Source organism: Leifsonia shinshuensis (assembly GCF_014217625.1).
In the GTDB taxonomy this organism is placed as follows: domain Bacteria; phylum Actinomycetota; class Actinomycetes; order Actinomycetales; family Microbacteriaceae; genus Leifsonia; species Leifsonia shinshuensis_A.
Window position 1 is genome coordinate 3,844,822 of record NZ_CP043641.1, and the last position, 25,698, is coordinate 3,870,519.

Consider the following 25,698-nt stretch of genomic DNA (forward strand, 5'->3'; position numbering starts at 1 on the left):
CGACCCGACTCCCGACCGACCACACCAAGGAGAACTCTGTGCTCACCTTCCCCGATGGCTTCCTCTGGGGCGCCGCGACCGCCGCGCACCAAGTCGAGGGCAACAACGTCAACAGCAACTGGTGGGTCATGGAGCACACGCCCGGCACCCCGATCGTGGAGCCGAGCGGCGACGCCGCCGACCACTACAACCGCTACCCGGAGGACCTCCAGCTGCTCGCCGACGCCGGCCTGAACAGCTACCGCTTCTCGGTGGAGTGGGCGCGCATCGAGCCGGAGCGCGGCTTCGTCTCGCGGGCGAACCTCGACCACTACCGTCGGATGATCGACGCCTGCCTCGACGTCGGGCTCGAGCCCGTCGTAACGCTGATGCACTTCACGGTGCCGCGCTGGATGGACGAGGCCGGCTTCTGGCGGAACCCGGAGGCACCCGACCTGTTCGCGTGGTACACCGAGACCGTGCTGCCGATCCTCCAGGACGGCGTCCGCTACGTGTGCACGATCAACGAGCCGAACATCGCGGCGATGCTGGCCGGCGGCGAGAAGGCGGAGAACCTGGTCGCCTACGGCCTCCCGAACCCCGACCTCCAGGTCGCGGACGCGCTGCTCGCGTCGCACCGGCGCTCCCGCGAGGTGCTGTCGTCGGTCTCCGGCCTGCAGAGCGGCTGGACGATCGCGACGCAGGACTTCATGCCGACCGACGAGCCGGGCTCCGCCGAGATGCTGCACGAGTACGGCTACCCGCGCGACGACTGGTACCTGGAGGAGTCCGCCGGCGACGACTTCCTCGGCGTGCAGGCGTACACCCGCACGTTCGTCGGCCCGGAGGGGCCGCGTCCCGTCGCGGAGGACGCCGAGACGACGCTGACCGGCTGGGAGTACTTCCCGCAGGCCGCCGCCGACGGCATCCGCTCGGCGTGGGAGAAGAGCGGGCACACCCCGATCATGGTCACCGAGAACGGCATCGCCACCGCGAACGACCGCCGCCGCATCGACTACACGGAGGCCTCGCTTCGCGCCATCCACGAGACCATCGGCGAGGGGGTGGACGTGCGCGGCTATCTGCACTGGAGCGCCCTCGACAACTACGAGTGGGCCAGCGGGTACCGGCCGACGTTCGGGCTCATCGGGGTCGACCTGGAGACCTTCGAGCGCACGCCGAAGCCGTCGCTCGGGTGGCTGGGCTCGATCGCGCGGCAGAACGGGCTGTGAGCGTGGCGCCCGGCCTCCCGACCCGGCTCGACGGCACGCGCATCCTGATCGACGGCGAACCCCGGATGGTGCTCGCCGGGGAGGTGCACTACTTCCGCGTGCCGCGCGACGAGTGGGCCGACCGCCTGCGTGCGGCCCGAGAGGCCGGGCTCAACGCCGTCGCGTCGTACATCCCGTGGATCTGGCACGAGCTCCCCGACGGCACGGTCGACCTGACCGGCGCCACACGGCCGGAGCGCGACCTGGGCGCGTTCATCGACCTGTGCGCCGAGCACGGCCTCTGGTTCATCGCGCGGCCGGGGCCGTTCCAGATGGCGGAGCTGAAGAACGAGGGCATCCCGTTCCGGGTGCTGCGCGAGCATCCCGAGCTGCGTCAACTCGGCTGGGACGGGGAGCCGGGGTCGACCCACTCGCTCGACTACCTGGCTCCCGCTTTTCTGGCGGAGTCGTCGGCCTGGTTCGACGCGGTGCTGCCGGTGATCGGCGAGCGGCAGCGCGAGCACGGCGGACCGGTGATCGCCGTTCAGCTCGACAACGAGGTCGGGATGCTCGACTGGGTGTCGAACACCCCGACGCTGACCGACGACGCGCTCCGGGCGTTCGCGCAGTGGTCGGGCGAGACCACCAACCCGCGCACCGGGGCCGCGGGCACCGACGCGGAGCTGGCGCTGCACCAGCAGCTCGGCCGCTTCGTGCGCAGCCGCTACGCCGCCTACCTGCAGCGATTGGAGCGCTGGGCGCGGGAGGCCGGGATCACCGCTCCGCTGCTGGTCAACCTCCACGGCACCGACGCCGGCCGCGGGCTCACGTTCCCGATCGGGATCAGTCAGCTGGCGCAGGCGTACCGCGGCCGGCCGGGAGTGGCCGGCGGCACCGACATGTACCTCGGCGAGCTCACTGTGACCGACGCGGCCGATCTCTACGTCGCGAACGCGTTCACCGCAGCAGTGAACGACGCGGACCAGCCGCTGACGGCGCTCGAGTTCGACGCGGGCAGCGGCGACTACAGCGAGGACCTCGCCCAGCTCGTCTCGCCGGAGGCGACCGTGCTGAAGACGCTGCTCGACGTGGCGCAGGGCACCCGGCTGATCAACTACTACCTGTTCGCGGGCGGGATCAACCCGCTCCTCGACGAGGCGGTGGGCGACGGCAACGACCGCATCTCCTTCACCGGCGAGCGGCACGGGTTCGCCGCGCCGATCGGGCCGGAGGGCGAACCCTCCGCCGGGCTCGACGGTGTGGTGGAGGCGGCGCGCACGGTGGGCGAGCACGCCGCGCTGTTCGCGACCGCGACCCAGCTCACCGACGACCTCGTGCTCGGCTTCGTGGCCGACCACTATCTGACCGAGTACCGGCATCCCGCGGCGTCGCGGCGCGCGGAGCAGGTGCGCGACCGCGAGCTGCACCGCGGCCTCGGCGTGCGGCAGACCCTGGCCCGCGCGCTGGTGTTCGGCGGCTGGAGCTTCCGCGGGCTCGACCTCCAGGCGGCGGCCGGCAGCGATGAGGCCTGGAGCGCCGGCGCGCCCGCCGACAGCCGCGACGGCCGGGACCGCGAGCTCATCGTCCTGGCGACCGGACGGGAGCTGGGCCGCGGTGTGCAGGAGTTCCTGGCGCGGCACCTCGCGACCGGAGGCCGGCTGCTGCTGGCGGGCGACCTCCCCGCGGAGGACGCGGACGGCAGTGCTTGCACGATCCTCGCCGACGCGCTCGGCCTGACCAGCGCGGGCGTCGTGGCGGAGAGCATGCACGCCGACCGGCAGTACTTCCCGAGCGTCCGCGCAGTCGGCGCGCTCGCGGGGCACGGGGCGCGGGAGGTCCGCGTGACGCGCGTCCAGCTCCTCGCCGGCGCGGGCGAGCCGCTGCTGCGCGAGACCGGAAGCGGCCTCCCGGCGGCGATACGCGTCGAGACGGCCGGAGGCGGGGTCGCCGTGGTGCTCGGGGCCGACTATCCCGTGCACGCCGGGTTCTGGCGGTCGCTGCTGGCGCAGGCCGGGGTGCGGCAGCGGCTGGAACCCGGGGCCGATCGGGCGGGAGCGATCGTCGTTCCGGTGGCGAACGAGGAGTCGGCCGCGCTGGTCGCGATCAACGTCGCGCCGTACCCGGTGACGCTCCGTCCGGTGCTCGACGGCGTCGCGGTGAGCGAAGAGCCGGTCGTGCTGCCGGCGCGGGGACACCGCGTCCACCCCGTGTCGTAATCCCTCCCGCGGGTGAAATCTCCGGCCCGCTGTTGCGTCGCGGCACCCTCGATGCCACTATTTACTGAACGATCGGTAAGGAACGAGGAGGTTTCGCGGGTGGTGCGCACATGAGCTCAGAATCACTCCGGCCCATGATGCTCCGCGACCGCGCCTCCGCGGCGCTCGGCATGATGGTCGAGAAGGACGTGCCGGGCGAGGCGATCGTCAGTATGGCGGTCCGCGAGGACATGACGAACGGCTTCGCGATCACGCACGGCGGCCTGGTGTTCGCGCTCGCCGACACCGCCTTCGCCATCGCCTGCAACGAGGACGAGCGGGTGACCGTCGCCGCGGGCGCGGACATCACGTTCCTCAAGTCCACGCGGGCGGGGCAGACCCTCACCGCGCGCGCCGTGCGCCGCAGCGTGACCGGCCGCAACGGCGTCTACGACGTCACCGTGACCGACGAGACCGGCGACGTGGTCGCGGAGTTCCGCGGCCGGTCGCTCACCACCAACCGGGCCGCCGCCGAGCACGGCGGCACGGCCGACTGACACCGCACAACCCCGACCCCGGAGGTCCCCATGTCGACGACGACACCGGCACCCGCCACCCCCGACCGCACCGAGATCGATCCCGTCGCGGTCACGCGCGAGGAGCTGCGCGACCTCCAGCTGAAGCGCCTCCAGTGGACGGTGCGGCACGCCTACGAGAACGTCCCGCTCTACCGCGCGAAGTTCGACGCCGCCGGTGTCGGCCCGGACGACATCCGCACCCTGGAGGACATCGTGCGCCTCCCGTTCACGACGAAGGAGGACCTGCGCTCGACCTACCCGTTCGGGATGTTCGCGGTGCCGATGGACGACGTCCGGCGCATCCACGCCTCGTCCGGGACGACCGGCCGGCCGACCGTGGTCGGCTACACGCAGGGCGACCTCGACCGCTGGGCCGGCCTGGTCGCGCGCTCGCTGCAGGCCGCGGGCGTGCAGGCCGGCTGGAAGGTGCACAACGCCTACGGCTACGGGCTGTTCACCGGTGGTCTCGGCGCGCACGCCGGCATCGAGCGGCTGGGCGCGACCGTGATCCCGATGTCGGGAGGCCAGACCGCGCGGCAGGTGCAGCTCATCCACGACTTCGAGCCGGACGCCATCATGTGCACGCCCAGCTACCTGCTCACGATCGCCGACGCCATCGAGGAGGCGGGACTCGACCCGCGCGGGACCTCGCTGAAGGTCGCCATCCTCGGCGCTGAGCCGTGGACGAACGAGCTGCGCGCCGAGATCGAGCGCCGCCTCGGCCTCGACGCGGTCGACATCTACGGGCTGAGCGAAGTGATGGGCCCGGGCGTCGCGAGCGAGTCGGTGGTCACCAAAGACGGCCCGCACGTCTGGGAGGACCACTTCCTCCCGGAGATCATCGACCACGAGACCGGCCGGCCGGTGGAGGACGGGACGACGGGCGAGCTGGTCTTCACGTCCCTGACCAAGGAGGCCTTCCCGGTCATCCGTTACCGCACCCGCGACCTGACCCGGCTGCTGCCCGGCAGTGCGTACCCGGCGCTGCGCCGCATCGAGAAGATCACCGGCCGCGACGACGACATGATCATCCTGCGCGGCGTCAACCTGTTCCCGACCCAGATCGAGGAGCTGGTCCTCGGCATCGAGACGCTGACGCCGCACTTCATCCTGGAACTGCGCAAGGACGGCCGGATGGACGCGCTCACGGTGCGCATCGAGCGCCATCCCGAGCTCGATCGCGAGGTCTGCGAGGCGGCCGCGCAGGTGCTCCGCCAGAAGATCAAGGTGCACATCGGCACGACCGTGGACGTCGTGCTCGCCGAGCCGGCGGAGCTGCCGCGCAGCGAGGGCAAGTACAAGCGCGTGTACGACTACCGCTGAGCCTTTCTCACGTCGGGGGTTGTTCGGGTGAAGAACCGCACCTAGACTCCCCCGCATGACGGGGGCCCGCGTCATCACCACGGCAGGGATCGCGGCGGCCGCACTGGGGGCGGCGCTGCTGGCCGGAGTCGGCTTCCCGCAGGCCGCGGGGGCCGCGCCGGTCGCCGCCAGCACGGTCGGGCCGGTCAACCCCGTCGCGCAGCCGCTGGCCGGGCACCCGGCGAACAGCGGGTTCACCGTGATCGCGCAGGGGAACGTCCTGCTGGCGGCGGACGAGTCGGAGGGCACCGTCGCGGTCGGCGGGAACCTCTCGTTCACCACCAGCTACAACGTCGCGGCGCACTCGCCCGCCGTCCCGACATTCACAGCACCGGGGGACACGGTGCCGACGTTGCTGTACGTGCGCGGGGGAGTGGTCTTCCCGCCCACCGCGGTGAACCTCAAGGTGCTCAACGGCGGGTACACGAAGATCGGCGACACCGCCACGTACACCGCGTTCGACCACGACCAGAACAACGCGCTCATCAACTACTCGATCGTGCCGCCGGGCGGCACCGTGAACACCAACCCGCAGATCTCGGGCACGGTCACGCAGACGCCCGCCTCGATCGGCACGCCGGTGCCCAGCTCGCTGATCGACGTCGACGGCGCGTTCGCGCTCTACCGGCCGACGGCGACGGCGCTCGCCGGCTGCGACGAGAACGTGCTGCTCACCGACGCGAACGGCGCTCCCATCACGCGGCCGATCACCTCCCCGACCAGCGTCTACCTGACCCTGACGCCCGGCGTGACGAACGTCCTGAACCTCACGGCGGCCGAGCTCGGGCAGATCAACGAGATCACCTACCGCACCGCCCCGACGGCGAGCACCCCGCTGCTGATCAACGTCTCCGGCGACTACAGCGGGACGTTCCCGAACCAGGCGGGGGTCAGCGGCGGGCAGGCGCCGTACATCCTCTGGAACTTCGCGTCGGCCTCCACGGTCACGGTCAACGGCGGCGCGGCGATGGAGGGCACGCTGTACGCGCCGAACGCCGCCGTCTCGTGGGTGCAGACCAACAACATCGAGGGCAACGTGGTCGCCGCCTCCTTCGTCCACGGCCCCGGCAATCTAGGCCAGGTGCGGGAGGTGCACGACTTCCCGTTCGCGGCTGAGCTGTCCTGCCAGTCCGCCCCGCTGGACGACCCGATCCTGTCGCTGGTGAAGGTGGTGCACAACAGCGACGGCTCGACCGGTCAGCCCTCCGACTGGACGCTCACCGCCTCCGGTCCCGACACCGTCACCGGCCAGGGCGGCAGCGCCGACGTGACCCAGCAGGTGGTCGCGCCGGGGGACTACACGCTCTCCGAGTCGGGGACGCTGCCCGACTACACGGCGGGGGACTGGTCGTGCGTCGGCGGGGTGGTCTCCGGCGACGTCGTCACACTGCCGCAGGGCGCCGAGGTGACCTGCACGATCGAGAACACCTACGTGCCTCCGCCACCGACACCGACGCCCACGCCGACCCCTCCGCCCGTGGTGCCGGACAACCCCGATTCCGCGGCAGGCGGACCGACGGGCGAGCTCGCCGACACCGGCTCGGGTGCGCCGGCCCCGATGGTCGCGCTGGGCATCCTGCTGCTCTCGGCCGGGGCCGTCGTGACGACGCTCGGCCTCGTCCGGCAGCGCAGGAACACCCGCGGCGAGTAGTCCCTCCGATCTCTTTTCTGCCATCCGTTGACTGGCAAAAGACCCGTTCGTAGCGTCGAACAGGGTCGGGCGAAGGCGCCCCTCGGATCAGGAGGATGACGGATGGTTTCTCACGGCGACGGTGCGCAGATCGACCGGCGTGCGCTGCTGAAGGGCGCGACGCTCGTCGGCGTCACGGCGATGCTCTCGGCGGTGGCGATGGAGGCGGGACCGGCATTCGCCACGCAGCTCCCTCCTGCGCAGTCCAACAGGAAGTACCCGGCCCCGTGGCCGGAGCAGACGCCGTACGGCCTCGCCGACAACCGGATCGACCTCTGGCCGCGGGACGACAACTCGATGGTCCTCCCGCTGGAGCTGCGGCCGCGCGACGTGGAGCTGGGCCACGTCTGGATCCGGGACACGTACGTGAACTTCTTCAAGGTGAACGGCCACTCGGTCTACGTCGCCGCCGGCACCACGCGCGTCCCCGGGCTGAGCGCGGCGCAGCCGTGGAACGACGGGATCTTCGTGTGGACCTCCCCGTCGATGAACGGCCCGTGGACGCTGGCCGACACGACCGGCATCCGGCCCGACGCCGAGAAGGGCAAGGTCTGGTCGCCCGAGTTCGTCGGTGAGAACACCCCCGGCCGCACCGTCGTCGCGCCGTGGCAGGAGTACTGGTACGACACGAAGTTCGGCAAGCGCGGCGAGGTGTGGGCGCCGGAGGTGCACTACTTCAACGGCCGCTGGTACATCGTGGCGTGCATGGGCGACCACTCGAAGAAGGTCGGCTCGTTCCTGCTCGTGAGCGACGGCGGTGTCGAGGGCCCGTACCGCCTGGCGACCGGGAACCTGGAGAAGCCGTTCGGCGACCCGACCGGCAGCGGCCCGGCCGTCGCCAAGCCGGAGGACTATTACCACATCGACGGCAGCATGTTCACGGAGGGCGACGCCGCCTGGCTGGTGCTGCACAACAGCGTGTACGCCCGGTTCAGCGACGACATGGAGGACATCATCCCCGACACCGCGCTGCCGGCGTTCGACCAGGCGACGTACTCTCCCGAGCCGTACCTGGAGGGCGCCTACGTGTTCTCCTACGGCGGCAAGTACTACCTGACGCAGGCCGCCTGGGACCGCACCTCCACCAACCCGGACGGCTCGACGCGGTACGCCTACGACACCCCGGCGCCCGGGCGCGTGCAGTACCAGTACGACGCGATCATGGCCGTCGCCGACAAGCTGGAGGGACCGTACTCGCCGCGCTGGACGCTCGGCGTCGGCTGCGGAGGCAACAGCGTGTTCCAGGACGAGAGCGGCCACCTGTGGACGACCTTCTTCCGCAACCCGGCGCAGGGCTACTGGGCCGACCCGTCGCGTCTCCCGGACACCGCGGTGCCCGGGGTCGTGCGCGTGGAGTGGACCGGCCCGGACAGCAACCGGCTGTACGTGCAGCGCCGGAACCACGGGCAGGTCGTTTCGGGTTAGCGCGCCGCCGTCAGCCCGTGTGCTCGGCCGGCAGGAACACGCCGAGCGCACGGGCGACGCGCCGCAGCGTGTCTTTGAGCTGCTGGAGCTCCTGGTCGTCCAGCCCGAAGTCGACCGCGGCCTCCGCGTCGAGCGTGTCGCGCTGGACGGTGCGGAGGAGTTCGGCGCCTTCCGGCGTGAGCGAGACGTCGAGCCGCCTCCCGTGCACCGTGCTCTGGGTGCGGCCGACCAGCCCGCGGTCGAGGAGCCGCGCGATCGCCGCGGACATCGACTGGGCCGTGACGCCGGAACGGTCGGCGAGCTGCGCGCCGGTCAGGGTGCCGGGGTGCTCGATGTCGAGCTGTGCGAGCGCGGAGAGTTGCGCCGGGGTGAGCCCGTACTCCCGCAGCCGCTGGTCGAGGCGGTGGGCGAGCGCGCCGTCGATGCGCCGGACGAGGTAGGTCAGCCGATCGCCGAAGTCGCGCGCGCCGTGGATGTTCCGGTCGGTCTCTGCGTTCTGTGCGGTCTCTGCGTTCTGTGCGGGCATGCCTTGCACTGTATCAGTCAACTTATATAAGCTGACTGACATAGCCGTTAGGAGACCACCCATGACTTTCGCATCCGTCCGCTTCCCCACCGACGACGTCCCCGCCCTCGTCGCCTTCTACGAACAGGCCCTCGGCCTCACCGCCCGGTGGGCGAACGACCAGTTCGCCGAGCTCGTGACCTCCCGCGGCACGATCGCGATCAGCGCAACGGCCCTGACGGACCGCTTCGCCGCCGGCTCCGTCGCACCGCGCTCGAACGCGGGCCTGATGCTGGAATTCCTGGTCGACGACGTCGACGCCGAGCGCGACCGCATCGCCGCGCTGGCCGGCGGCCTCGTGATGGAGCCGACGACGCTGCCGTGGGGCAACCGCTCGATGCTGTTCCGCGACCCGGACGGCACGGTGATCAACTTCTTCACGCCGGCGACGCCGGAGGCTGCGGCGCGGGTCGGGGGGAGGTAGGGGCTCAAACGGCGCGCGGCCACTACGCCGCGCCCGTGGACCACACCTCCAGCGACCTCCAGCCGGCCGGAAAACCCATGTTCCTCTCCGGCGACACGGGCAGATCGTTCGGGAAGGTGTCCAGTAGCTCGACCAGTCTTGCCGCCCACCGCGCCTCCGGACGGATCGCCCGCACGAGGAACGCCAGTACGACGCACGCCGCGTAGATCCGCTGCCGGCTCTCCGGCGCCTCGTTGAGGTGGATGAGGTCGGCCGCGTTGTCGGGGATGCGCCCGACTTTGTAGGTGAGTCGACGATTCCAGAGCCGCGCGTGGTGCGCGCTGAGGTTCCGGGTGTAGTTCGCGACTTTCATCCACCGCCCGAACACGGCTCCCGACACCTGTGCGATGTCCTTCGAAACGAGTGACTGATCGTCGTCGCGCATGAGGCCGAACAAACGGACGAGCTGACCGAACTCCATGACCTCGGTGGCGACCCACACGGGCAGTTTCGAGTCGTACTTCTCGACGTAGTGCTGGACGAAGTCCTCGGCCTGAGCCTTCTTCTGATGATGAGCGAACCTGTCCAGCCAAACGTCGAAGACGCCTCGATCCGAGAATTCGATATCGAGCCGCGCGCACCGCGCTGTGTCGAGGCTCGTGCGATCGAGGTGGCCGAACGGGTCTCGGCGCCCGAGGTGGTAGCCGATCTTGGACCTCAGCGCGATCTCCACGGCTTCGACGGCATCGAGGATGTGGAGGCGCAACGAGCGGTCGAACGCCCAGAGACTCCGGGCCCAATCGAATCGGGCGCCCACCTCGAACGAGTTGACGCGGAACTGAACCGAGGTGTCCGGGGCAACGTCCTTCGGAATCGGCCTCCGGAACGGATACGCGTACGCGCTGAAGCGGTAATAGCCGACCGTTTCGAGGATGCGACGGGCGGCGTCACCCTCGTCGATTTGAAGCCCACGTTCTGAAAGCTGTCGAAGCTGCTGCTCGATCGTCAGATGAGGCTTGTCGTACTGCATGGTGCTCCAGGAAAAAAGAAAACCAGCCCGTACCCGAAGGCAGAGGGGCTGGTGTTTATGATTCCAGGGTAGCAGTTCAGCTTCAGGACGCAACCCTTCAGCGGGTTCCGACCGCTGACCCCTACAACCCCTCCGCCACCGCCGCCGCCGCGTGCAGCCACGCCCGCCGCGTCCGCGGCGCCAGCGTGTCGTACGACAGCCGGCCGCCGTGCATCTCCGGGTCGAACGGGATGGTGACCGCGCGCCGGGCCAGCGGCTCGAAGCCTTTGGCGACGCGGGTCACGTTCGACTCCGGGCCGGTGCGCTCCGACTGGGAGACGATCACGACCGCGTCGCGGGCGAGCCGTGCCGACTGGGGGTCGCGCTGCATGAGGGCCTCCAGCAGCAGCGCGCCGGCCTCCGCGTGCTCGCCGAGGGCCGTCGTCGCGATGACGAGCTGGTCGGTGTGGTCGATCATCCGGAGCCAGCGCTCGGCCGACTCGTCGTTTCCGCTGTCGATGATCACCAGGCGGTAGAACTTCGTCGCCACGGCGTGGAGGCGGTCGAAGTCGGCCGTGGAGATGCGCTGCTCGGTGGCCAGCATCGTCGGGTTCGAGCGGAGGACGTCGTACTTGTCCGCGTTCTGGTGGTGGACGAAGTGGCCGATGTCGGCGCTGCGGGCCTCCGCCGAGAGCAGCTGGTCGGCTGCGGGCAGCAGCGATTGGAGCGTCGCGTCGTGGTCGTCCTGCTCCGTGCGCCAGCCGAGCGTGCCGCGGGTCTCGTTGTTGTCCCAGGCGAGCACGCCGGTGCCGCCGTTGCGGGCGAACACGGCCGACAGCAGGGCCGTGGTCGGCGTCTTGTTGGCGCCGCCCTTCCCGTTCACGATCGCGATGGTGCGCGGACCGGCCCAGTGCCGGCTCACGGAGTCCAGCTCCTCGCGCTCCCGCAGCTCCGCCGCCGACGGGGACATGGGCACCCCCACCCGGGCGAGCGCGCCGCGGACGCCGGAGCGCGCCAGGTCGGGGCGCGGCTTCTCGACGTGCAGGAACGACGGCCGCTCGGGGGCGCGCGGCACCAGCTCGACGGGCTCCGGCGGCGTCACAGGGGAGGTGTTCACGGGCTTGGCCGGAGCCTGCCGGGACGGCGCAGGCTCGGACGCCGGGGGCTGCGCGACCGGGAGCGGCACCGGCGTGGTCGGCTTCGGCGATCCGAGCAGGTCGGTGAACGGCGCGGGCTCCGGGTCGCTGGGGCGCCCGGCGGAGCCCAGCAGGTCGTTGAACGACGCGGGCTCGGGATGCCGCGCGGCCTTCTGCGGGTCGGCGAACGGAACGGGATCGGCCATGCTCTCGGCGGCCAGCTCCTCCTCGTCGCCGATGGAGCCGTCCGGGTGCACGACCAGCAACCAGTCGCCTTCCTCGTCGGAGACCGTCAGCTGCACGGGGTGGCCGGCGTTCGCGGCGATCTGCCCGACCCGGCCGAGGACGACCTCCCGGAGCTGCTCGGTGCTCGGCTCGGAGAACCACTCGGGCGCCCCGTCGACCAGCAGCTCACCGGTCGCGTCGGGGTCGAGGCGCACGCTGAGGTGCGGTGACACGGGCAGGTTGAGGGCCACGGGACTCCTTCCGCGGTCCGCGCGACGAGAGAACGCAGACCGAAGGTGGACAGTAGACCGGAGGCCACGGACGGTACACCCGTCTTCAGGAGACTGCCAGGTGAAGACCAGCTACGACCGCGCGCGCCGCCGCCGCGTCAGCGCCCCGGTCACCGCCACGGCCACGAACGTCACCGCGATCAGCAGGAGGGCGCTCGCTGCGGCGAAGTACAGGTCGCCGCGGTCGGAGGCCGTGAAGATCGACACCGGCAGGGTGCGCCAGGAGGCCGGGTAGACCATGATCGTCGCGCCGAGCTCTCCCATGCACAGCGCGACGGCGAGGCCCGCCGCGGCGCCGATCGCCGGCAGCAGCGCGGGCACGACGACGCGCAGCAGCACCCGCGCCCGGGAGGCGCCGAGGCTGAACGCGACGCGCTCCTGCTGCGGGTCGAGCCGCAGCACCGCAGCGGAGACCGTGCTGTACGAGAACGACAGCACGAGCACCGCCTGTGCCAGCACCACCAGCGCGGCCGTGCCGTTGAGCAGCAGCGGCGGCTTGCTGAACGCGATCAGCAGCCCGAGCCCGACCACGACGGAGGGCACCGACACCGGCAGGTGGAACAGCACGTCGACGGTGCGGCCGACCGGTCGCGGCGCCGTGCGGACGGCGATGGCCGCCCAGGAGCCGACGGCGACGGCCAGCACGCTGGCGATGACGGCGGTCTCCACACTGACCCGGAGGCTGCTGAGGTTGTCGCCGGCGAGCGCGTCGCGGAGATGGCCGAGGGTGAGCGCGGAGGGGAGGACGCCGTTCCACGAGCCGGCGAACGCAGCGACCGCGATGACGGCGAACGGCAGCACGACCAGAAGGGCGAAAACCATGCCGAAGACCGTCCAGAGCGTGGCCTTCGCGCGGGCCGAGAAGACGATCATGCGCTGCGTCCCGTCCACCGCGCCGCAGCCCACCGGTAGAGCAGGTAGATCCCGACCGACAGCACGACCTGCACGATCGCCATGATGGCCGCGCCGCTGAAATCGAAGCTCACGATGCTGCTCGTGTAGATCTGCATCGGGAGGGTGAGCACGTCCTTCGCGCCGGTGAACAGCACGATGCCGAACTCGTTCATCGTCAGCAGGAAGGTCAGCATCGCCGCGGCGCCGAGCGCGGGGGCGGCCTCCGGGAGCACGACGGTGCGGATGATCCGCAGCGGGCCGGCGCCGAGGCTCCCGGCCACGTTCAGCTGGTCGGCGGAGACGCCGGAGAACGCGGCGAGCAGCGGCGCGACGATGAACGGCGTATAGAAGGTGACCTCGGCGACGACGACCCCGGCGACGCTGTTGGTGAACGAGAACCGCCCGGCGGCCGGTCCGAGCAGCGCGTGCAGCACACCCGCGTTGCCGTAGAGCACCACGAAGGCCAGTGGGATGAGGAAGGAGGGGAACGAGACGACCGTCTCGATCGCGCGCCGGACGAGCGCCGATCCGCGGAACGGCACGAACACCAGCACGAAGGCCAGGAGCGTCCCGACGACCAGGCAGCCCGCGGTGGAGGCCGCGGCCACGCCGAGCGTGATGCCGAGCGACCGCCAGAGCGAGGGGCTCCCGAGCATGCTCGCCCAGCCGGACAGCCCGACCGGGTGACCGTCGTCGTCGAGGAACGACTGCACCACGATCTCGGCGAGCGGGACGAGGACGAACAGCGCCAGCAGCGCGGCGGGCGCGGCGGTCCAGAGCCAGCCGCGGGAGGCCGCGGGGCGGCGGCCGGCGGCGCGGCTGCGCGGGGCGGGCCCGAAGGGGACGGGGACGGCGGGCTGCACGATCATGCGGCCACCGCCGGAGTCCCGGAGACGGTGCCGGCGTCGCCAGACGGCTTCTCCTCCAGCAGGTGCACGTCCTCCCGCCGGATCAGCAGCGCCACCGCGTCGCCCACGTGCGGCCGGTCGCCGGTCAGCGGTGCGACGACGGCCACGGTGTCGCCTCCGGAGAGGCGCACGCGCACGTGGTGCGCCGAGCCGCGCCAGACCACCGACTCGATCGTGGCGGCGAGCGAGCCGTCCGTGCCAGGAGCGGCGAGCGCGATCGCGTGCCGGCGCACGCTCACGAGCACCCGCTCCCCGATCGAGCGCCGGGAGGCGGAGCGGCCGGCGAGCCGGTCGCCGCCGACCGCGACCTCCACGCATTCGCTGGACGATCCGGAGGACACGACGGTCGCCTCCAGGAGGTTCGCGCCGCCGAGGAAGGTCGCGGTGAACGCCGACGGCGGACGCGTGTAGAGCTGCTCCGCCGCGCCGATGTCGACCATGCGGCCGTCGCGCATGATCCCGATCCGGTCGGCCAGCGCGAGCGCCTCCGACTGGTCGTGCGTCACGTAGAGCATCGCGATGTCGGGCAGCTCGGTGCGGAGCAGCTGCAGCTCCTCGAGCATGGACTCCCGGAGCCGGGCGTCGAGCGCGGAGAGCGGCTCGTCCAGCAGCAGCACGCGCGGCCGCGGGGCGAGCGCCCGGGCGATCGCGATGCGCTGCTGCTGGCCGCCGGAGAGCTGGCCGGGGTAGCGGCCGGCGAAGTCGGACATCCCGACCATCGCGAGCGCCGCCGCCACCCGTTCGGCGCGCTCGCGGCGCGGCACCCGCTGCGCGGCGAGCCCGAAGGCGACGTTGTCGCCGACCCGCAGGTGCGGGAAGAGCGCGTAGGACTGGACGACGATGCCGATGCCGCGCTTGGCGGGCGGCAGAGCGGTCACGTCGCGTCCGGCGAGCCGGATCGTGCCGGCGGACACCGGCTCGAACCCGGCGATCGCCTTGAGCGCCGTCGACTTGCCCGAGCCGCTCGGCCCCAGCAGGGCGACGGTCTCGCCCTCGGCGATCCGGAGGCTGAGGTCGCGCAGGGCCACGGCGCCGCCGTAGGCGACCTCCAGCCGGTCCAGCTCGACCGCGGCCGCGCGGTCATCGGTCATCGTCGTCATCTCGGTCCTCGTGCTCTTCGGGGTGGGTCGTCAGCGCGGGGTCACTGACCGGTCGCCGACTTGTACGCCGACACCGTGCTGTCGAGCGAGCCGAGGACGGAGGTCCAGTCGGGCTGCCACAGCTCGACGCCGTCGAGCGCCGTCTTCAGCGTCTGGTAGTTGGCGTCGGTCGGCGTGACGTCGGAGCGCGCCGGGAAGCCGAAGGCGTCGCCGGAGATGGTCTGCTGCACCTCCTTGGAGAGCAGGAAGGAGATCAGCTTGTCGCCGTTCGCCTTGTCCGGAGCGCCGGCGGCCAGGCCCATCGCGTAGGGGAGGGCGACCGTTGCGCGCTTGCCGTCGTCGCCCTTCGGGAAGAACACCTCGTAGGCCGACTTGTCGGCGGCGATGGACTGCTCCGCCATCTGCAGGTCGCTGTTGGCGACGACGAGCTCGCCCTTCGACACCTTCGGGCCGAGCGCTCCGGTGGAGGAGCTCGGGCCGACGTTGTTCTTCTGCAGCTTGCCCAGGTAGTCGAGCGCGGCCTTGTGGCCCATGGTGTGCTCCAGCAGGAGCAGCATCGCGGTGCCGTCGCCGGCCTGACCCGGCGTCGAGTACTGGATCTTGCCCTGGTAGGAGGAGGCGAGCAGGTCGCTCCAGGCGTCCGGCTTCGGGCTCGCCGCCGTGCCGCGGATCATGCTCGCGTAGTTCTCGACGAGCGAGACGTAGTCGCCGCCCGCGTCCTTCTCCTTCGCCGGGATCGCGGAGAGGTCGGCGCCCGTCTTCTGGAGCAGCCCCTTCGACTTGGCCTGCTGGATGAACGGCGGCAGGGTGACGAGCACGTCGGCCTGCGGGTTCGACTTCTCCTTGAGGGCGCGCGAGACGACCTCGCCGGAGCCGGCCTCCACGTACTGGACGGCGATGCCGGTCTTCGCCGTGAAGTCGGCGAACTGCTTCTTGTACCAGTCGCCGAGGCCGTCGGCGCTGTAGATGGTGACGGTCTTCGAGCCGGAGCCCGCGGCCGCGCTGGAGTCGGCGGAGGCGGTGCCGGAGCAGCCGGACATGGCCAGCACGGCGGCGGCGGCGAGCGCGCCGGCGACGCCGATTCGGATCGTGTTCTTTCGCATGGGTCAGTTCGCTTTCGTGAGGGAGTGCAGGGTGGGGGAGGGTGCGGTGGTTGAGAAGGCGGGCATGCCGAGCACGCGCTCGGCCAGGCCGAGCGCGATGGTCATGCCGACACCCGAGGTCACGGAGACGGCGGTGACGCCGTCGGCGACCTCGGTGACGAGGTAGGGGCCGGTGAGGCTGTGGGCGTACACGCCCTGCCAGCGTTCGACGACCGTCAGCGGGCCGGCGCCGAGCACGTCGGCGACCCGGCGCAGGAGGACATCGGAGGTCGCCTCGTCCTGGAACGGGTCCATCGTCGCCTCGTAGCGGTGGCTGTCGCCGATGATGATGGTGCCGTCCGGGCGCTGCGTGAACATCACGTTGGCGTCGATGTCGACCACGGCCGGGTCGGCTGCCAGGAACTCGTCGCGCAGTGTCGCGGCGGCGGTCGTCTCCGCGAACGCGGGGTAGCGGAGCATGGAGGTGCCGGTGAGGACGGCTGGACCGATGGCCACGCCCTCCGGGGCGGCGACGCGGGCCATCTGCAGGCCGCAGCGGCGGATGCCGTGCGCGGCCGCCTCGGCCGGGTGCACGTAGTCGAGGTCGTGGCCGACGCACACGTAGGTGCGCTCGGCGCGGATCGGGCCGCGGGAGGTGCGCACGATCCCGTCGGCGGCCTCCAGATACGACGTGTTCCAGAGGAAGCGCACGCCCTGCTCGGAGAGCCAGCCGGCGATCGAGCCGACCGCTTGCCGCGGGTCGACGCGGAGGTCGTCGCGCAGCAGCGCGCCGCCGGCGATCCGGGCGCCGCCGGGGGCGGAGAGGGCGTCGCGCGCGGCGCCGGCGTCGAGCAGCCGCACCTCGCCGGGCTCGCGGCTCGCGGCCAGCTCGTCCAGGACGGCCAGCTCGGTCGCGGTGCGGGCGACCGCGACCGCGCCGTGCTCGACGGCGAAGAAGCCGGCCGCCGCGGCGAGGTCCAGCCAGCGGCCGCGCGCGACGTGGGCGAGGTCGAGGAGGTCGCCGGACTGGGCGGTCACGCAGGCGTGCCCGAAGTTGCGGATGGAGGCGCCGACGGCACGGCTGTCGCGGTCGATGACCGTGACGGTGTGCCCGCGGCGGAGCGCGGCGGCGGCGTGGGCGAGGCCGACGATGCCGGCGCCGACCACCAGCACGTCGCTCTCGGCGAGGAACGGTTGCGTCATGCCAGCCACTCTGGGCGACCGCGGACCCCGGCTTCAAGCTGGGGCGGCACTTGTATAGATAAGTTCACGCTGCGTTCACCGGGCGGGGGACAGAACGGCGCGGTTCGCGAAGAATTCACCGGATTTGTTGGCGTTCTGCGGTATCCGACTTGTATATTCAGGGCGTGACCCAACCGATGCACCAGCGCCTGAGCGACGAGTTCCGCCGCCGCGTCTTCACCGGAGAGTGGCCCGAGGGATCCAAGGTCCCGAGCGAGTCGGAGCTCTGCGCGGAGTTCGAGGTGTCGCGCGGTCCCGTGCGCCAGGCGCTCGCCCAGCTCCGCCAGGAGGGCATCCTCGCCGGCGGCCAGGGCCGCCAGCCGATCGTGCGCCGCTCCACGCCGTCGCAGCCGGTGGAGGTGTTCCTGTCGTTCACCGAGTGGGTCGAGCAGCGCGGCAAGGCGCCGGGCCAGAAGACGTTCGAGATCGCGCGCCGACCCGCCGGGACGCTCGTGGCCGCCCAGCTCGGCATCGACCCGGAGGAGCACGTCGTGGCGCTGCTGCGCCTGCGGCTCATCGACGGCGTCCCGACCATGATCGAGCGCACCCACTTCGTGGTCGACGTCGGAGCGAAGCTGTTCGACTTCGACACCGACTCCGGCTCGACGTTCCGCTATCTGCGCGACCAGGGCGTCGACCTCTACAGCGCCCGGCACACCATCGACGCCGTCGCGGCCGACGCCACCGACGTGGACCTCCTGAAGGTCGACCCCGGCACCCCGCTGCTGCGCGAGCGGCGCGTGACCTCCACCGCGACCGGCCGCGCCATCGAGTACGCCGAAGACCGCTACCTGCCCGACCAGACCAACTTCGTCGTGGAGAACATCATCTCCCAGCGCCCGTCCATCGCGCGCATCCGCCCGACCACAGGCGTCCACAACAGCACCGAGGAGTCCATCGCATGATCCAGCTCGCCGCGTTCGATATCGCCGGCACCACCGTCGACGACCATGGCGCGGTCTACGTGGCCCTGCGGCGCGCGGTCGAGGAGACCGGCGCGACCGTCGCCGCCGACGACCTCCAGCGCTGGATGGGCACCGACAAAGTCGAGGCGATCACCGCTCTGCTGCGTCTCGGCGGCGTCGAGCCGGAGCCGGGCCTGGTCGCCGAGCGCTTCGACCGGTTCCGGGCGCTGCTCGCCGACGCCTATCGCGCCGAGCCGCCGGTCGCCCTCCCCGGCATCCCGGAGGCGATCGACCGCCTGCGTGCCGCGGGCGTGAAGGTCGCGCTGACCACCGGCTTCTCGGACGACGTGGTGGAGCCGCTGCTGGCCGCGCTCGGCTGGACGGTCGGGCCGGAGGGGCAGCTGGACGCGGTGGTCACCACCTCGGACGTGCCCGCCGGCCGCCCGGCGCCGTACATGATCCACCTCGCGATGCAGCGCACCGGCGTGGCCGACGTGCGGCGGGTGCTCGCGGCGGGCGACACCGTGGTCGACCTGGAGGCCGCGCGCAACGCGGGCGCCATCGCGGTCGGCGTGCTCACCGGGCAGACGCCGCGGGATGCCCTGGAGGCGGGCGATCACGACGCTGTGCTGGCGTCCGTCGCCGAGGTGCCGGAGTTCGTGGGGATCGGGAGCGCGGCGGAGGCCGTGCGCGCTTGAACCCGGAAGGGGCCGGCGCGCTCGTGCGCGCCGGCCCCTTCGACGATGTCGCGGCTAGTGCGCGACCACCGGCTCCGCGTCGGCGGCCGGGGCCTCGGCGTCCACCGCGGCGGCCGGACGGCGCCGCCGGTACAGCAGCGCCGACAGAACGGCGCCGAAGGCGAAGAACCCTGCACTCCACCAATACGCCGTCGAGTAACTGTGCACCGCGGCCTCCTGGACGACCTGCGGGGTCGGCGGCAGGTGCGCAGCCAGGTAGTCGGTCAGCGCGGTCGCTGCGAGCGTGTTCAGCAGCGCGGTGCCGATCGAGCCGCCGACCTGCTGGCTCGTGTTCACCAGCGCCGAAGCGACGCCCGCGAAGTGGCGGTCGACGCCGAGGGTCGCCGTCTGGATGGCCGCGGGCATGATCGAGCCCATGCCGACGCCCATGACCATGAGTGCGGGCAGGATCTCGGTGCCGTAGTTCGCGCTCACGCCGAGGCGGGTGAGCAGCAGCATCCCGGAGCCGGCGATCACCATGCCGATCGGCACCATGACCTTCGGCCCGAACCGCGGCACGAACAGGTTGGTGGAGAACTGCGCGGCGATGACCAGCATGACGATCATCGGCAGGAACGCCAGGCCGGTCTGGATCGGCGTGAACTTCAGCGTCGTCTCGAGGTAGTAGGTGACGAACAGGAAGATGCCGAACATCCCGGAGCCCGCGATGAGGATGGAGCTGTAGGAGGCGCCGCGGTTGCGGTCGAGCACGATGTGCAGCGGCAGCAGCGGGTGGGCGGCCTTGCGCTGCCAGAGCACGAACGCGATCAGCAGCACGCCGGCCGCCACGAGGAAGCCCCAGGTCAACGGCGAGTCCCAGCCGTCGCTCTCGGCGTTCGAGAAGCCGTACACGAGTGAGAACAGTGCTCCGGAGGCCAGGATCGTGCCGGGGATGTCGAGCTTCGGGCGCGGGCCGAAGCGGTGGCCGGCCGTGACGAAGAACGTGGCCAGGATGATCGCGGCGATGGCGATGAAGACGTTGATGTAGAGGTTCCAGCGCCAGTCGAACTGCTCGGTGAGGACGCCGCCGAGCAGCAGCCCGACTGCGCCGCCTGCTCCAGCGATCGCGCCGAAGATGCCGAATGCGCGGGCGCGCTCCTTCGGCACGGTGAAGGTCGTGGTGAGCACGGCGAGGGCGGTCGGTGCGAGCAGAGCGCCGAACGCGCCCTGAAGCGCGCGGGCGCCGACCAGCATCCCGAAGGTGCCGGCCGCGCCGCCGAGTGCGGAGGCTCCGGCGAAGCCGATCAGGCCGATGATGAAGGCACGCTTTCGGCCGATCAGGTCGGAGATGCGGCCGCCGAGCAGCAGGAGGCTGCCGAATGCGAGCGAGTAGGCGGTGACGATCCACTGCCGGTCGGCGTTGGAGAAGCCGAGGTCCTGCTGCGCGGCGGGGAGGGCGATGTTGACGACGGTCGAGTCGAGCACGACCATCAGCTGGGCCATCGCCACGGTGACGAGCGTCCACCAGCGCCGCGAGTGCGGAACGCCGCCGTCCGGAGCCGCGGGCGCGACCGAAGGAGAGGGAGAAGTCTGGGTCATGCGGGACAGCATATACGAAACTCAGTAGTTTCGGATCTCCCGAGTTCTAAAATTAACCTTAGAATGGTCCAGAAGACATCACCAGACGCGACATCCGTCGCCGACACATCAGGGGGAAGGCCGCAATGACGCAGCTCGACGCCACCGGTTCCGCGCCGAAACTCGGCCGGAAACGCGATCACACCCGCGACGCCGACATCCTCGACGCCGCGCTGGAGGTCCTGGCCGAGACCGGCTACGACCGCATGACGATGGACATGGTCGCCGCGCGCGCCAAGGCGGGCAAGGCGACGGTCTACCGCCGCTGGGCCTCCAAGGGCGAGCTCGTCGTCGAGGCCATCGCGTGCATGAAGAAGAACGACATCGACTTCGAACACCTGCCCGACACGGGCACGCTGCGCGGCGACCTGGTCGCGATGATGAAGCCGCACACGATCGAGGACGGCGAGCGCAAGCTCCAGATCATGGCCGGCCTCACGTCGATGCTCGCGCGCGACCCCGACCTGGTGGACGCCGTGACGGCGGCGATCGTCGAGCCGCGCGCCTCTCTCAACCGACTGTTCATGAGCCGGGCGATCGAGCGCGGCGAGATCCCGGCGGACACCGACGTCGAGACGCTCGCGATGATCGTGCCGTCGATGACGGCCTACCGGGTGCTGATCCTGCAGCAGCCCGTCGACCGGGCGTACCTGCTGTCGCTGATCGACGGGGTGCTGCTGCCCGCGGTCGGGATCCGGCCGGGGGCAGCAGCGGGGGCGTGAGTCAGCGCCGGTCGAACCGCGCGCCCTCCGGCTTGGACGGCATCAGGTAGAAGACCAGCAGGATGATCCAGCCGACGAGCGGGATCAAGCCCAGGAAGAAGAACGGTCCGGGATAGTTCGCGTCGTGCAGCCGCCGCCAGACCAACGCGAGGCTGGGCACGACGATGGCGACCACCCACACGATGTAGACGACGATCAGGATCCAGCCGATCGGGCCGTACCCGCGCCCGCCGTTGCCGATGGTGCCGAGCGTCGTCAGCAGGATCGAGTAGACGATGGCGATGAGCACGGCGAACAGATACCACCACCAGAACTCGCTGCGGCTCGCCCGGCCGGTGAAGTCGGCGTACTTCTTGAAGAACCGGCGGATGGCGTCTCCGAAGGAGGCGCCGTACAGCGGCTGGTCGAGGGGTGCGGAGGCGGCACTCTGCGGTGCGGTCATGGTGGTTCCTTTCGAGCGAGGTCATGGCTTGCGTCGACATGGAGCGGCCACAGTCAAGCGCATCCGCAGGGGTTGTGAGGCGCGTAAGTGACGGCGTGTTGCGCCGCGGCATTCGTGACGAATGTCGCTTATGGGACGCGGTTTCGCGACATTCGTGACGAATGTCAGGGCGCGCGGTGCCGCATCAGGATCAGGTGCGCCACCATGGCGGTCCAGCCGGTCTGGTGGGACGCGCCGAGTCCCTGCCCGGTGTCGCCGTCGAAGTACTCGTAGAAGAACACGTTGTCCTTCCAGCGCGGGTCGCTCGACAGCAGCGGGTAGCGCGCGTCCGACGGCCGCCGTCCGTCCGGGCCGGGCAGGAACAGCGAGATCAGCCGCGTGGCCAGGTCGTCGGCCGCTTCCCCCGGAGTCAGTGAGTTGCCGGAGCCCAGCGGATCCTCGATCCGCACGCCCGTCTCGCCGTGCGACTGGTAGTGCTGCAGCGCCGCGACGAGCAGCGCGTTGAGCGGGAACCAGACCGGGCCGCGCCAGTTCGAGTTGCCGCCGAACAGCCCGGTCGTGGACTCGGCCGGCTCGTAGTCGACCGAGGCCTCCACACCGTCGACCTCGACCGTGAACGGGTGCTCCCGGTGGTAGGCGGAGACGCCGCGGATGCCGTGGTCGCTGAGCAGGCCGGACGGGTTGAAGACCTGCTTCAGGATGCGGGACAGGCGTTCGGGCGAGACCAGCGCGAGCAGGTAGACCTGCTCCTTCCCGATCACGCGGCGGTGGAAGGCCGCTCCGAGCTCGGGATGCTTCGCCAGGTAGCGGTTCAGGATGCGGCGGAACTCGGGCAGCGTCCGCACGCCCGGCTCGTCGTAGGCGAGCGACGCGACGACCGGCACGAGCCCGACGAGCGAGCGGACCTTGAGCGGGACCTCCCGGCCGTCGGCGAGGTGCAGCACGTCGTAGAAGTAGGCGTCCTCGTCGTCCCACATGCCGGAGCTGTTGGCCGACCCGGCGATGCGGAGGAACTGCTCGCCGAACTTCACCGCGACGTCCTCGTAGACGTCGTCCTCGCGCGCCAGCCGCAGCGCGATCTCCAGCAGGTCGAGCGCGTAGCTCGCCATCCAGCCGGTCGAGTCGGCCTGCTCGATGGTCCCGACCTCCGGCGGCAGCGTCGAGCGGTTCAGCGGCGCGATGTTGTCGAGGCCCATGAAGCCGCCCTCGAACAGGTTGTCCTCGTCGGCGTCCTTGCTGTTCGTCCACCAGGTGTAGTTGATCAGCAGCTTGTGCAGGATGCGGGCGAGGAAGCCGAAGTCGCGGCCGCCGTCGATGAGGAACACCTGGATCGCCGCCCACGCGTGCGTCGGCGGGTTCACATCGGAGAAGTTCCACTCGTACGCCGGGAGCTGCCCGTTCGGGTGCATGTACCACTCCCGCAGCAGCAGCACGAGCTGCGCCTTCGCGAACGCCGGGTCGATGTGGGCCATCGTCACGCAGTGGAAAGCGAGGTCCCAGGCCGCGAACCACGGGTACTCCCACGGGTCGGGCATCAGGATGACGTCGTCGGCGTCGAAGTGCCGCCACTGCCCGTTGCGCACCGCCGCACGGCCCGCGGGCGGAGGCGGGCCGGCGGGGTCGCCGTCCAGCCACTTGTCGACGTTGAAGTGGAAGTACTGCTTCGACCAGAGCAGGCCGGCGAAGGCCTGGCGCAGCACGCGCGCCTCGTCGGGGTCGGCCGGGGCGTTCTCGAGTCCCGCGTAGAAGGCGTCCGCCTGGGCCTTGCGGAGGTCGACGATGTCGTCGAAGCCGGGCCCGAGATCTTGGGCGCCGATCGCGGACGGCCCGCCGTCGCCCCCCGTCAGCCGCAGCCGGAGGACCTGCGTCTCGCCCGGCCCGAGTGTCACCGCGAAATGGAGGGCGGCCTTCGTCCCCGTCTGCGCCGGGTTGACGGTCGCGGCCCCGTGGATGATGTGGTCCCCGATCCCGTCCTTCGGGTATGCCGGGGAGTCCGTCGCGCCGAACAGCCGCGCGGTGTCGGTCTCGTTGTCGCAGAACAGCGCCTCCGGATCGCCCTCCCCGCTGAACGCCAGGGCCCCGGCCGGCCCGGTGCCGAGGATGCGCCCTCCTTCGAAGCGCAGCGCGGGCTTCTCGACCTCGTACCCCCACGACCAGGTGTTGCGGAACCAGAGTGTCGGCAGCACCTGCAGGGTCGCGGCCTCCGGACCGGCGTTCTCGATCGTGACGCGCATCAGGAGGTCGTGCGGGCCGTCCTTCGCGTAGTCGACGGTGACCACCCAGTAGCGTCCGTCATCGAAGATCCCGGTGTCGGCCAGCTCGTACTCCGGCTCCAGTTTGCCGCGGCGCGCGTTGGTCTCGATCAGGTCCTCGTACGGGTACGCGGCCTGCGGGTAGTGGTAGCGCCAGGTGTTCCAGGAGTGCGTCGGGGTGCCGTCGAGGTACCACCAGTACTCCTTGACGTCCTCGCCGTGGTTGCCCTGCGGGCCGCTCAGGCCGAACATCCGCTCCTTGAGGATGGCGTCCTGCCCGTTCCACAGCGACAGGCCGAGGCACCAGTTCTGCTTCAGGTCGGAGAACGCCGCCATGCCGTCCTCGTTCCAGCGGTAGGCGCGGCTGCGGGCGTGGTCGTGCGGGAAGAAGTCCCAGGCCTCCCCGTCCGCGCTGTAGTCCTCGCGGACCGTGCCCCAGGCGCGCTCGGCGACGTACGGCCCCCAGTCGCGCCAGCCCGTCCCCTCGTCCGCCTGCTGGATGCGCTCGCGTTCGGCTGCGGTGGGCTCGGCGCCGGTCTCAGCCGGGTTCACCTGGGTCATGTGGCCATTCTCGACGGTCGGCGCTGGACCGGTCTAGCGGACGGACGAGGCCGCGAACTCCTGACCTCCCGTTCACCGCGCCGGAGGTACTGCGTTGCCCAGAACCCGTGCGGCGTTGGGGCGCGTTCTGGGCCCGCGAGAGGAGAGTCAAGGCGTCGCTTAAAAATTTTGCGCGCTAGACGGAACTGGTGTGTATGCTAGGTGGAACATTTCGGCAAGCACCAGATATGCCGAAAGACCGAGCAAGGAGAACGATGAAGATTCTGATGAAGGCTCTCGCCACGGTGGCGGTTACGGGCGGGTTGCTCGCGGGTGGGGCGACCGCCGCGCAGGCAGTGTCTGTGGAAGGCGGGACATGGAATTACGGCGTGACCGGCAAGTACACCTATTCGAACTACCAGCACAATTCACGCGATCACAAGGCAACGGCCTGTGGTTCCGGTTGTGACTACGCCGGCTGGAAGACGCCCCGCGTGGAGGCGAGGGCTCAGGCCATTTCGGCAATCGGCGGGAACACCGCGTTCTACGACGTGCGGTAGCAAGCGGCGGATGGCGCTGCTCGTCGAGTAGCGCCATCCGTCACTCGAAACGAAAGCAAGCCACCATGCCCCGACGAACGTTCCATCGAGCAGCGCTCGTATTGTCCCTCGCTGGCGTCCTCAGTGGATGCTCGAGCACGACCCCTGAGGCGGACGATGATGTCTCCTTCTCCCTCGGCTCGTGGGAGGAAGAGATGCAACAGCAATATCAGAAAGCGACATCCCCAGAAGTCAAAGCGGCGCTCGAGGACGGCAAGATCTCCGACCAGGAGTATGCGGAGATGAAGGACCGCTATCTGGCCTGTATGTCTGCGGTCGGAATCACCATGACTCGATACGACTTCCAGGGCGGGTCATATATGCCTCCCGCATCGATGTCGCACGACGAAGCGCACAAAGCCGAAAGCCGATGCTCCGATGAGTCGGGGGAGTACCCAATCGCCATGTTTTACGTTCAAATGCGGGTCAATCCTTCGCACAAGGACATGGTTCCGGCGATCGTTGATTGCTACAAGCGCACTGGCCTCGTCGGATCGGGCTACGGAGCCAAGGACTACCTCGCGGGCGATCTTCCGAAGAGCGAGGCCCGGTTCGCAGACATCAAAGCCTGCGACCTAGATCCAGAAGGACTGCTCGGTGGCTGAACGGTCGCTGCGAAACAGGATCGG

23 protein-coding genes are annotated in these 25,698 nt (G+C 70.6%); 12 read left to right on the top strand and 11 right to left on the bottom strand.

The annotated features are described in order from the left end of the window. Nucleotides 1-38: 38 nt before the first annotated feature. The 6 genes from F1C12_RS18710 to F1C12_RS18735 all read left to right on the top strand — a co-directional run bounded on the left by F1C12_RS18710 (nt 39) and on the right by F1C12_RS18735 (nt 8,440). Nucleotides 39-1,211, top strand: coding sequence for a glycoside hydrolase family 1 protein (locus F1C12_RS18710; RefSeq protein ID WP_185276355.1), 1,173 nt, complete (start codon nt 39-41; stop codon nt 1,209-1,211). Beyond that, a complete protein-coding gene (locus tag F1C12_RS18715) occupies nt 1,208-3,406 on the top strand; it encodes a beta-galactosidase (protein WP_258046007.1) in 2,199 nt (732 codons plus the stop codon). The genes F1C12_RS18710 and F1C12_RS18715 overlap by 4 nt, the downstream gene beginning before the upstream one ends. A gap of 134 nt (nt 3,407-3,540) precedes the next feature. Beyond that, nucleotides 3,541-3,942 (top strand): hydroxyphenylacetyl-CoA thioesterase PaaI, encoded by a 402-nt coding sequence (gene paaI / locus F1C12_RS18720; RefSeq protein ID WP_258046008.1) that lies wholly within the window; start codon nt 3,541-3,543, stop codon nt 3,940-3,942. A 30-nt stretch (nt 3,943-3,972) separates the two neighbouring features. After that, a complete protein-coding gene (gene paaK, locus F1C12_RS18725; protein WP_185276357.1) occupies nt 3,973-5,286 on the top strand; it encodes a phenylacetate--CoA ligase PaaK in 1,314 nt (437 codons plus the stop codon). A 55-nt stretch (nt 5,287-5,341) separates the two neighbouring features. Beyond that, the gene (locus tag F1C12_RS18730) at nt 5,342-6,976 is read left to right on the top strand and encodes a collagen-binding domain-containing protein (RefSeq protein WP_185276358.1); all 1,635 of its coding nucleotides are present in this window, start codon (nt 5,342-5,344) and stop codon (nt 6,974-6,976) included. 102 nt (nt 6,977-7,078) lie between these two features. Then, the gene (locus F1C12_RS18735; protein ID WP_185276359.1) at nt 7,079-8,440 is read left to right on the top strand and encodes a family 43 glycosylhydrolase; all 1,362 of its coding nucleotides are present in this window, start codon (nt 7,079-7,081) and stop codon (nt 8,438-8,440) included. A gap of 10 nt (nt 8,441-8,450) precedes the next feature. Here F1C12_RS18735 and F1C12_RS18740 read toward each other — a convergent pair whose 3' ends face one another. Continuing rightward, nucleotides 8,451-8,966, bottom strand: a complete 516-nt coding sequence (locus F1C12_RS18740) for a MarR family winged helix-turn-helix transcriptional regulator (RefSeq protein ID WP_185276360.1) — start codon at nt 8,964-8,966, stop codon at nt 8,451-8,453. Nucleotides 8,967-9,027: 61 nt separating this feature from the next. Between F1C12_RS18740 and F1C12_RS18745 the strand changes: the two genes are divergently transcribed. Further along, entirely contained in the window at nt 9,028-9,429 is a 402-nt protein-coding gene (locus F1C12_RS18745) for a VOC family protein (RefSeq protein ID WP_185276361.1), read from the top strand. Between the two features lie 22 nt (nt 9,430-9,451). Here F1C12_RS18745 and F1C12_RS18750 read toward each other — a convergent pair whose 3' ends face one another. From F1C12_RS18750 to F1C12_RS18780, 7 genes are all read right to left on the bottom strand, one after another. Then, nucleotides 9,452-10,438 carry an Abi family protein gene (locus F1C12_RS18750; RefSeq protein WP_185276362.1) on the bottom strand — a complete coding sequence of 329 codons (987 nt, stop codon included), beginning with the start codon at nt 10,436-10,438 and terminating at the stop codon, nt 9,452-9,454. Nucleotides 10,439-10,559: 121 nt separating this feature from the next. After that, on the bottom strand, nt 10,560-12,029 hold the full coding sequence (locus F1C12_RS18755; RefSeq protein ID WP_258046009.1) for an AAA family ATPase: 1,470 nt from the start codon (nt 12,027-12,029) through the stop codon (nt 10,560-10,562). A 111-nt stretch (nt 12,030-12,140) separates the two neighbouring features. Then, a complete protein-coding gene (locus tag F1C12_RS18760) occupies nt 12,141-12,941 on the bottom strand; it encodes an ABC transporter permease (RefSeq protein WP_185276363.1) in 801 nt (266 codons plus the stop codon). Beyond that, the gene (locus F1C12_RS18765) at nt 12,938-13,831 is read right to left on the bottom strand and encodes a 2-aminoethylphosphonate ABC transporter permease subunit (protein WP_185276364.1); all 894 of its coding nucleotides are present in this window, start codon (nt 13,829-13,831) and stop codon (nt 12,938-12,940) included. Before F1C12_RS18765 ends, F1C12_RS18760 begins: the two co-directional genes overlap by 4 nt. Further along, nucleotides 13,828-14,961 carry an ABC transporter ATP-binding protein gene (locus F1C12_RS18770; protein WP_258046010.1) on the bottom strand — a complete coding sequence of 378 codons (1,134 nt, stop codon included), beginning with the start codon at nt 14,959-14,961 and terminating at the stop codon, nt 13,828-13,830. Before F1C12_RS18770 ends, F1C12_RS18765 begins: the two co-directional genes overlap by 4 nt. Before the next feature lie 50 nt (nt 14,962-15,011). Next, entirely contained in the window at nt 15,012-16,073 is a 1,062-nt protein-coding gene (locus tag F1C12_RS18775; RefSeq protein ID WP_185276366.1) for a 2-aminoethylphosphonate ABC transporter substrate-binding protein, read from the bottom strand. Between the two features lie 3 nt (nt 16,074-16,076). Further along, nucleotides 16,077-17,255 (bottom strand): TIGR03364 family FAD-dependent oxidoreductase, encoded by a 1,179-nt coding sequence (locus tag F1C12_RS18780; RefSeq protein ID WP_185276367.1) that lies wholly within the window; start codon nt 17,253-17,255, stop codon nt 16,077-16,079. A 164-nt stretch (nt 17,256-17,419) separates the two neighbouring features. On the opposite strand from F1C12_RS18780, the gene F1C12_RS18785 reads away from it, so the two are divergent. Continuing rightward, nucleotides 17,420-18,199 carry a GntR family transcriptional regulator gene (locus tag F1C12_RS18785; protein ID WP_258046011.1) on the top strand — a complete coding sequence of 260 codons (780 nt, stop codon included), beginning with the start codon at nt 17,420-17,422 and terminating at the stop codon, nt 18,197-18,199. Next, nucleotides 18,196-18,897 carry a phosphonatase-like hydrolase gene (locus tag F1C12_RS18790; RefSeq protein ID WP_185276368.1) on the top strand — a complete coding sequence of 234 codons (702 nt, stop codon included), beginning with the start codon at nt 18,196-18,198 and terminating at the stop codon, nt 18,895-18,897. The genes F1C12_RS18785 and F1C12_RS18790 overlap by 4 nt, the downstream gene beginning before the upstream one ends. Before the next feature lie 54 nt (nt 18,898-18,951). On the opposite strand, the gene F1C12_RS18795 is transcribed toward F1C12_RS18790, so the two are convergent. Then, the gene (locus tag F1C12_RS18795) at nt 18,952-20,475 is read right to left on the bottom strand and encodes an MFS transporter (RefSeq protein WP_185276369.1); all 1,524 of its coding nucleotides are present in this window, start codon (nt 20,473-20,475) and stop codon (nt 18,952-18,954) included. 125 nt (nt 20,476-20,600) lie between these two features. Between F1C12_RS18795 and F1C12_RS18800 the strand changes: the two genes are divergently transcribed. Next, the gene (locus F1C12_RS18800) at nt 20,601-21,236 is read left to right on the top strand and encodes a TetR/AcrR family transcriptional regulator (RefSeq protein ID WP_185276370.1); all 636 of its coding nucleotides are present in this window, start codon (nt 20,601-20,603) and stop codon (nt 21,234-21,236) included. A gap of 1 nt (nt 21,237) precedes the next feature. Here F1C12_RS18800 and F1C12_RS18805 read toward each other — a convergent pair whose 3' ends face one another. Together F1C12_RS18805 and F1C12_RS18810 are read right to left on the bottom strand one after the other, a co-directional pair. Further along, nucleotides 21,238-21,678 carry a DUF805 domain-containing protein gene (locus tag F1C12_RS18805; RefSeq protein ID WP_185276371.1) on the bottom strand — a complete coding sequence of 147 codons (441 nt, stop codon included), beginning with the start codon at nt 21,676-21,678 and terminating at the stop codon, nt 21,238-21,240. A gap of 164 nt (nt 21,679-21,842) precedes the next feature. Next, nucleotides 21,843-24,491, bottom strand: coding sequence for an MGH1-like glycoside hydrolase domain-containing protein (locus F1C12_RS18810; RefSeq protein WP_185276372.1), 2,649 nt, complete (start codon nt 24,489-24,491; stop codon nt 21,843-21,845). A 254-nt stretch (nt 24,492-24,745) separates the two neighbouring features. Here F1C12_RS18810 and F1C12_RS18815 point away from each other — a divergent pair, with 254 nt between their 5' ends. After that, on the top strand, nt 24,746-25,030 hold the full coding sequence (locus F1C12_RS18815) for a lactococcin 972 family bacteriocin (protein ID WP_185276373.1): 285 nt from the start codon (nt 24,746-24,748) through the stop codon (nt 25,028-25,030). Between the two features lie 194 nt (nt 25,031-25,224). Further along, nucleotides 25,225-25,674, top strand: coding sequence for a hypothetical protein (locus F1C12_RS18820; protein WP_185276374.1), 450 nt, complete (start codon nt 25,225-25,227; stop codon nt 25,672-25,674). Nucleotides 25,675-25,698: the final 24 nt, after the last annotated feature.